Annotated in this window: 8 protein-coding genes; 5 read left to right on the top strand and 3 right to left on the bottom strand. The window is 54.7% G+C overall.

Annotated elements, in window-relative coordinates:
- Positions 1–742: DMT family transporter (locus MED297_RS19520; RefSeq protein ID WP_008048098.1), on the bottom strand; the 742-nt coding region annotated here is incomplete at its 3' end.
- A gap of 161 nt (positions 743–903) precedes the next feature.
- Between MED297_RS19520 and MED297_RS19515 the strand changes: the two genes are divergently transcribed.
- Both MED297_RS19515 and MED297_RS19510 read left to right on the top strand, forming a co-directional pair.
- Positions 904–1,311 (top strand): VOC family protein, encoded by a 408-nt coding sequence (locus MED297_RS19515; RefSeq protein ID WP_008048097.1) that lies wholly within the window; start codon positions 904–906, stop codon positions 1,309–1,311.
- Between the two features lie 35 nt (positions 1,312–1,346).
- Positions 1,347–2,054 (top strand): helix-turn-helix transcriptional regulator, encoded by a 708-nt coding sequence (locus MED297_RS19510; RefSeq protein WP_008048095.1) that lies wholly within the window; start codon positions 1,347–1,349, stop codon positions 2,052–2,054.
- Positions 2,055–2,097: 43 nt separating this feature from the next.
- Here MED297_RS19510 and MED297_RS19505 read toward each other — a convergent pair whose 3' ends face one another.
- Positions 2,098–2,619 carry a cytochrome b gene (locus MED297_RS19505; protein WP_008048093.1) on the bottom strand — a complete coding sequence of 174 codons (522 nt, stop codon included), beginning with the start codon at positions 2,617–2,619 and terminating at the stop codon, positions 2,098–2,100.
- Positions 2,620–2,862: 243 nt separating this feature from the next.
- On the opposite strand from MED297_RS19505, the gene MED297_RS19500 reads away from it, so the two are divergent.
- From MED297_RS19500 to thpR, 3 genes are all read left to right on the top strand, one after another.
- Entirely contained in the window at positions 2,863–3,822 is a 960-nt protein-coding gene (locus MED297_RS19500; RefSeq protein ID WP_008048091.1) for a calcium/sodium antiporter, read from the top strand.
- Positions 3,823–3,890: 68 nt separating this feature from the next.
- The gene (locus MED297_RS19495) at positions 3,891–4,832 is read left to right on the top strand and encodes an HAD family hydrolase (RefSeq protein ID WP_008048084.1); all 942 of its coding nucleotides are present in this window, start codon (positions 3,891–3,893) and stop codon (positions 4,830–4,832) included.
- A 275-nt stretch (positions 4,833–5,107) separates the two neighbouring features.
- Complete coding sequence (gene thpR, locus MED297_RS19490; RefSeq protein WP_008048081.1) at positions 5,108–5,623, top strand: RNA 2',3'-cyclic phosphodiesterase; 516 nt, start codon at positions 5,108–5,110, stop codon at positions 5,621–5,623.
- Positions 5,624–5,671: 48 nt separating this feature from the next.
- Here thpR and amrB read toward each other — a convergent pair whose 3' ends face one another.
- On the bottom strand, positions 5,672–6,457 hold the full coding sequence (gene amrB / locus MED297_RS19485) for an AmmeMemoRadiSam system protein B (protein WP_008048079.1): 786 nt from the start codon (positions 6,455–6,457) through the stop codon (positions 5,672–5,674).
- Positions 6,458–6,488 lie beyond the last annotated feature (31 nt).

Genomic DNA, 6,488 nt, shown 5'->3' with positions numbered 1-6,488 from the left:
GCGTCTGAGCGAGCCCGGCCGGTAACAGGTCGAGACTCCATTGCAGCATGAACACACCGATGATGGTCCCAAGCAGAATGGCCACCAGCAGCTTGCTGGTTTGCCGGGGCGTCAGTAGCTGATAGCGAATGGGAACGTTGCGCGCACGCATAACTGCCAGTCCGACCGTCGCGAACAGTAACCCTCCGAGCAAACGCCAGACGGCGGATTCCAATACGCCCAGGTCCGTCGTGGTCAGAAAATACCGCGAAATTAAGGCGCCGGTGGCCTGACATAAAGCAGCGACACCGGCCAGAGCAACGGCGACCATGTCTAATCGGTTTTGCCGACGCCAGCCAATAGCCAGATCGGTCGCCAACAGCACCAGAAACATACCGAGGTAGTGTTGCCAGCTGAGCGTTTCCGCAAGCAGGAAGAACCCCAGCGTGACGACAATCAGTGGTGCGCCGGTTTCGGCAATCAGCAACGTATTCTGCTCCCCCATGCGCTTCAAAGCCGCAAACAGGGCCGTATCACCCAGACCGATGCCGATGATGCCACTGAGCAACAGAATCAACGCGGTGGATAGCGTTGCGGTGCTGTTCATGGGTAACACCCAAAGCAAAATGGCCAACATGGTCACCGCAATCAGATTCTTAGTGAGGTTGAGCAGCAGCACGGACCATTGCGCCGTACTGTGACCATAGAAGCGGGCTGACAGCGCCCAGAAAAATGCCGCGGTCAATGCGACTGCGATTCCCATGCGGGCCTCCGAACAACATTGGAAAGTTTTAAAAAGGATCGAACAGTAACCGCAAACGCCCGAAAGCGGAAGTATGAACCCTGCTGACAAAGGCTGACACACGCACGCGCTACAGTCATGTCATTCAACAACGCGGGGCAAAGCCCCTTAAGGAGCACGGTATGGAAAGTCCTTCCATCATGAATCATCTGTCTATTGGTACAAACGATGTTGAGCGGGCGCTGTCGTTTTACGATCAGGTTCTTGGCACTCTCGGCGCGAGTCGTCAGATTGATATGCCCGGAATAGGCGCCGCCTTTGGCAAACTGTATCCGGAGTTCTGGGTTCAGAAACCACACAATGAAGGGGAGGCGGGTGTCGCCAATGGCGTGCATTTCGCGTTTAATGCAGAGTCCAAAGCCGCGGTTGATGCGTTCTATCAGGCGGCTATGAAAGCCGGCGCTGTCAGTGATGGCGAACCAGGCCCCCGACCACACTATGGTGCGGCCTATTATGGCTGCTTTGTGTATGACCCGGACGGTCATAAGATTGAAGCGACGTTTTGGGATGAAACTCTCAGCGAAGTTTGAACCGTCGTCAGACTAACGAAGAAAGGATGTCATGAATGACAAAAGCTGAGCGCCTGCTGGCAATACTTAACCTGTTAAGGGGGCGTCATCAGGCGATGACTGCTCAGCAGCTGTCCGAGCATCTGGATGTTTCGGTTCGGACCATCTATCGCGACATCGAGGCGCTGTGTCGGCAAGGCGCTGACATTGAAGGTGAAGCTGGCATCGGCTATCGGTTAACAGATCGTGGTCACTTGCCGCCGTTGACTTTTACCATTGATGAACTGGAAGCCTTAACCTTTGGCGCCCGTCTGGTTAAAGCCAGCGCCGATCCAACGCTGGCTCAGGCCGCCGATCAGGCATTACAGAAAGTCCGCTCGGTGTTGCCGGCGCATCGCCAGCATGAAATAGAACGGCGTCGCGCGCCGATGCTGGTCGCGACGCACACCAGTACTCATCTTTCTCAGTACGCCGCTGAAATTCGCCAGGCCATTGCTGCCGAACGGCTGGTGTCATTCGGTTATCAGGATGAAAAACGCCGGCAAACAGATCGAACTGTGCAGCCGCTCGGGTTGGTTTATTGGGGGTATTGCTGGCATTTGGTGGCCTGGTGTCTGCTGCGAGAGAGTTACCGGGTGTTCCGGTTGGAGCGCCTGCAACACTTAGAGGTCACCGATCAGCGCTTCTGCCGACCTGAGGCGACGATCCAGCAGTATCTGCAAGAGTACGCGCCCGATGCCCGGACCGATTTCTGGTCGGTATGAAAAGTGGTGCACGCTATTTAGGCACCTGGCAGCGACTGACGGATTATCGTTTCAATCGCATGCGTGACAACAGTCCATCTTTCAGTACCCATTGATGGTAAACCGCGGCGATCAGGTGCAGGAGGATCAAGAACATGAGCACCGAGGCAAACAGTCCGTGCCCGGCGCGTGCCGGCAGGTGATCGAAGCTGTCCGGCAATGCACCGCGACCCGCAAACACGATGTCCGGCAGCCCGGCGCCCGCTGAAATTCCAACGCCGGTGATTACCATTAATATCACCAACAGGTACAGTGCCCAATGGGCTGCGATGCCCAAGGCGTTCAGCCAGGCGCGGCCGGTGTCTGCGTGAGGTGGCTTTTTGGTTCGAAGGCGCACCACCAGTCGAACGATCATTAGCACGCCGATGAGCAGTCCGACAATCATATGAATCCGCAACGTATCAATTTTAGCCGGATCGCTGTTTGGCCAGTCTTCCAGAAACAGACCCGCGCCCAGGGCCGCGATGATCAGTACGGCCAGCAGCCAATGCAGAACAATGAGTGCGCTGTGATAACGATGCGTCATGGTGTGCGTCCTCTAGAAGGGTTGGGTGAGTTCACGGATCCGACCAAAAGAGGTTAGGCTGGCGATTTTTTGGTCAGTCAGATCTGAACAGTCATTACTGGCTTGCAACGTCAATCAAGGTAGCGTATTGCCATCTTCCCGGCTACGGTGCACAACAGAAACCTGGATGAATGGGCATTGATGAGCATCAGATAATGCCCGCTGCCATCGATTGCTTTCATAGCATTAGGTGGGTGTAGTTTTATGATGAATTTTTTTCTGCTGTTCGTCGGTATTGTCTTGTTGACCGGTGGCGGTGAGTTATTGATTCGCGGAGCACTCGGTATTTCAAATAGGCTGGGCGTGTCCGCGTTGCTTTCTGGTCTGTTAATTGTTGGCTTTGGCACATCGATGCCGGAAATGGTTGTCTCAGTCGATGCTTCTCTTCAGGGGCTGCCGGACATTGCGATTGGCAATGTTGTCGGCAGTAATATAGCAAATGTGATGCTTATACTGGGGTTGTGCGCTGTTATTACACCGCTTTCAGTATCGCCGTCGGCTCTGCGGCGGGATGCATTAGTGGTCATCCTCGGCACGGTGTTGTTTATCGGGTTGGCGTGGCAAACTGGCTTGTCGCGAGTTGACGCCGGCATTCTGTTGTTAGCCTTGGTTGGATATTTGGTTTGGGCCTATGTCAGTGAGCGGGGTCAGGCTTCCGAAGCGGGCGCGGTGCATAAGGCCGAAGCCTCCGAGATTGATGCCGTTCCGGCATCGTTGATCTGGTCGGTTATGTTGACTCTGTTGGGTTTGGCTCTGCTAATCGCAGGCTCACAGTTTTTACTTAAAGGAGCCGTTGGCATTGCCTTGCAATGGAAGGTATCCGAAGCGTTGATTGGACTGACACTGGTGTCGGTCGGCACGTCACTTCCGGAACTGACAATTACGGTTATCGCCGCGCTCCGGCGCCATGCCGATGTCGCTGTCGGTAATGTTCTCGGTAGTAACATCTTTAACCTGTTGGGCATCCTTGGGATATCGGCCTTGGTGCAACCACTGACTGTGTCTCAGCGAATATTCCAGTTTGATCAATGGGTCATGTTAGGTGTGGCTGGATTGCTGTATCTGTTTCTTTATTCTAGCCGCCGCTTAAGCCGCCTTGAGGGAAGTCTTCTTCTGGGCGGTTATGTCGCCTACCTGTGGCTGAGTTTCGTTGGCGCCATCTGATGAAAAGTCATTCTTTTTTACCGCCAGTATGGGTAGTCTGAGCACTGACTTACAACACAGCCAATTCCATGACAAGCATAGACAGAACCCTGAGCAGTTGGCAGCCAAGCCAAACCCGCGATGAGATCCTTAGTTTCCTGAGCGATGTTACCACACCCGAATCCGAACACTTTGTTCCCGAGGTCGATCGTGTGGCTGTGTTTGATAACGATGGCACGCTCTGGGTCGAAAAACCGCTGCTGGCTCAGTTAGCCTACTTTCGTGACCAGATTCGACCGGACGACGACCCGCCGCGCGCGCAGAAACAGAGAAGCCTGTTTGAGCGAGCTGCCAACCTATTTGAAGACGCGGTTGTCGATCTGTTCGACGACGTCGGCGATCTGTTGAAAGATCTGATTGATGGTGTGACCACTGATGAGTTCAAGCATTCCGTACTGCAGTGGATGGCCAGGGCGCGTCATCCACGTTTCCAGGTACCCTATACGCAGGTGGTTTACCAACCCATGCTGGAGATTCTGGCGTTGTTTCGACAACATCGGTTCGATTGTTACATTGTAACCGGGGCCAGTTCGGACTTTGTCCGCCCCTGGTGCGGGCCGGTGTATCAGGTCCCTGAGCCGAATGTTATTGGTAGCAGTCTTCGCACCCGGCTGGTGGAACGAAACGATCAACTGCAGTTGGAATATCTGCCCATGCCGTTTGCGTTCACCAATGGCGACGGGAAAGTTGAAGCCATTGCGCGCCGCATTGGAAAACAGCCGATAGCCGCCTTTGGTAACAGCCATGGCGATGTTGATATGTTGCGCTGGACCTCTCAGGCAAAGCGGGCACTGTGCTGTCTGGTGCATCACACCGACTCGGTCAGAGAGTATGAATACAGTCCGGACCCGGCAATTCATTTCGGGCCGTCAACGCTTGAGTTGGCGGATCGATTTGGTTGGCACCTGGTGGACATGAAAGCGGATTGGCGCCGGATTTTTGCGCACGACACTCCGTCAGGTCAGAGCTAGGGCTTGTTAACACGATTTCTGTCCATTCTGTTGGCGTTGTGCCCTATCAGAGCAAGGCGTGAGGAGGGAACTGTGGTGACTCCACACGAACGACGAACAACGACGTCTCTGGAAGGGCACAATCCAACCCGTAGGGCCGGATTAAAACCATTTACGCCGTCGTTATCACTTGCTCTGGTGGAAAAACCACGATTCGCGCGTTCTGCCTTGCCGGAAATGGTTTTAATCTCGGCAGAATAGATAGAAATAGTGTTAACAGGCCCTAAGGAGCGGTTATGGAATCCAGTTTGCGTCTGTTTTTTGCGTTGCCTTTAGAATCGGATGACGCCGCTCGAGTTGCGCAATGGCAGCAGAGCATTGCTCCGCAACCTCGGGTGCGCTGGGTACCTACGCAGAACTATCACCTGACTCTGGCTTATTTGGGGGAAACCGATGCGTCTATGATCCCCGAACTGGTTGACTACGCGACTGAACAACTGGATGTCGGCCAATTGCCGATACGCTGGTCACTCAATCATGTCAGTCGATTCAGCCAGGGCATTTGGTACCTGCGCGGCTATCAGGAGCCGCCTGCATTGCAGCATTTCGCCCGGGCGCTGTCCTTCCTGGTACCATTGCATACGCAGACGGCACCCTTTGTCCCTCATATCACCTTTGCCCGTTGTGACAAACATCTGGACACGCCAGACATCGACCTTGCGATCACGTTTCGGCGGATCTCACTGATGCAGTCTGTTCGAGAAGGTGCAGGCGTGCGGTACCGGTCGCTGCATGACTGGACCGGGCGCTGACTTCAATGTGCGTTGAAGCCATCACCCGTGAGCAGATTAAAAAGCCGATTAGCCTAAAACGAAGCTGCCAAAGCCGCGAACACTGTCCTGGTTACCACCGCGATCGGCAGACGTGGTCAGTTGCAGCTCCTGACCGTGCAGCCCTTGGCGTCTGGCCCAGGTCAGGGCACCATTCAGCGCGCTGTAGCCACAGGCTTCGGTATACGACAGAGACGGATCAAGTTCCAGGATACGATCAGCGGTGCGTCGGTCCTGAGCTTCAGCGTCTGCTTGCGTCAGCTTCCGGCTCAGGCCGGTGCTGACAACAATGAGGCTGTCGTCTCCCAACCAGAGCGCGTCGAGTATATCGGCCACGAGGTCAGGATCGACTTGACCAACGATGATTGGCACCAGGAAGAAGTCTTCCAAAGCCGTTTGCAAAAACGGCAACTGCATTTCAAGGCTGTGTTCAGGGGCGTGCAGTGTGTTGTCAGTGATCACTCCGGGCTGACGGCGTAGCCAGTTCACCGCGGTTTTATCGAGCGGGACTTGCCCCAGCGGAGTGGCAAAGACATCGTCTTCTGGCAGCACCAGGTGATCGACCGTGGTGCGGTGAGCCGGGCCCAGCAGAATGACCCGTCGAATCCGGTCATAAACGGCATTCAGTGTCTGATAGGCACGAGCCGCCGATTCTCCGGAATAATGAAATCCGGAATGGGGTGCAATCAGTACCTTCGGAGTCGATTGGGTGGTTTTTACCGGCGCGGATTCCAGCCAGTTTTCCATCTGTACCAACAGGCGTTGAGTATCCGCTTCGTAAAGCGTGCCGGCGACCGCAGGAGTGCGAATCGTCATAGTGAAATCCTTTGGACAGGTAACTGCTTAA

Source organism: Reinekea blandensis MED297, assembly GCF_000153185.1.
In the GTDB taxonomy this organism is placed as follows: domain Bacteria; phylum Pseudomonadota; class Gammaproteobacteria; order Pseudomonadales; family Natronospirillaceae; genus Reinekea; species Reinekea blandensis.
This window is presented reverse-complemented; position numbering and strand designations above follow the sequence as displayed.

Coding starts and splice junctions, on each gene's coding strand:
- MED297_RS19515 (WP_008048097.1), top strand. CDS start 904: ATGGAAAGTCCTTCCATCATGAATCATCTGTCTATTGGTACAAACGAT.
- MED297_RS19510 (WP_008048095.1), top strand. CDS start 1,347: ATGACAAAAGCTGAGCGCCTGCTGGCAATACTTAACCTGTTAAGGGGG.
- MED297_RS19505 (WP_008048093.1), bottom strand. CDS start 2,619: ATGACGCATCGTTATCACAGCGCACTCATTGTTCTGCATTGGCTGCTG.
- MED297_RS19500 (WP_008048091.1), top strand. CDS start 2,863: ATGATGAATTTTTTTCTGCTGTTCGTCGGTATTGTCTTGTTGACCGGT.
- MED297_RS19495 (WP_008048084.1), top strand. CDS start 3,891: ATGACAAGCATAGACAGAACCCTGAGCAGTTGGCAGCCAAGCCAAACC.
- thpR (WP_008048081.1), top strand. CDS start 5,108: ATGGAATCCAGTTTGCGTCTGTTTTTTGCGTTGCCTTTAGAATCGGAT.
- amrB (WP_008048079.1), bottom strand. CDS start 6,457: ATGACGATTCGCACTCCTGCGGTCGCCGGCACGCTTTACGAAGCGGAT.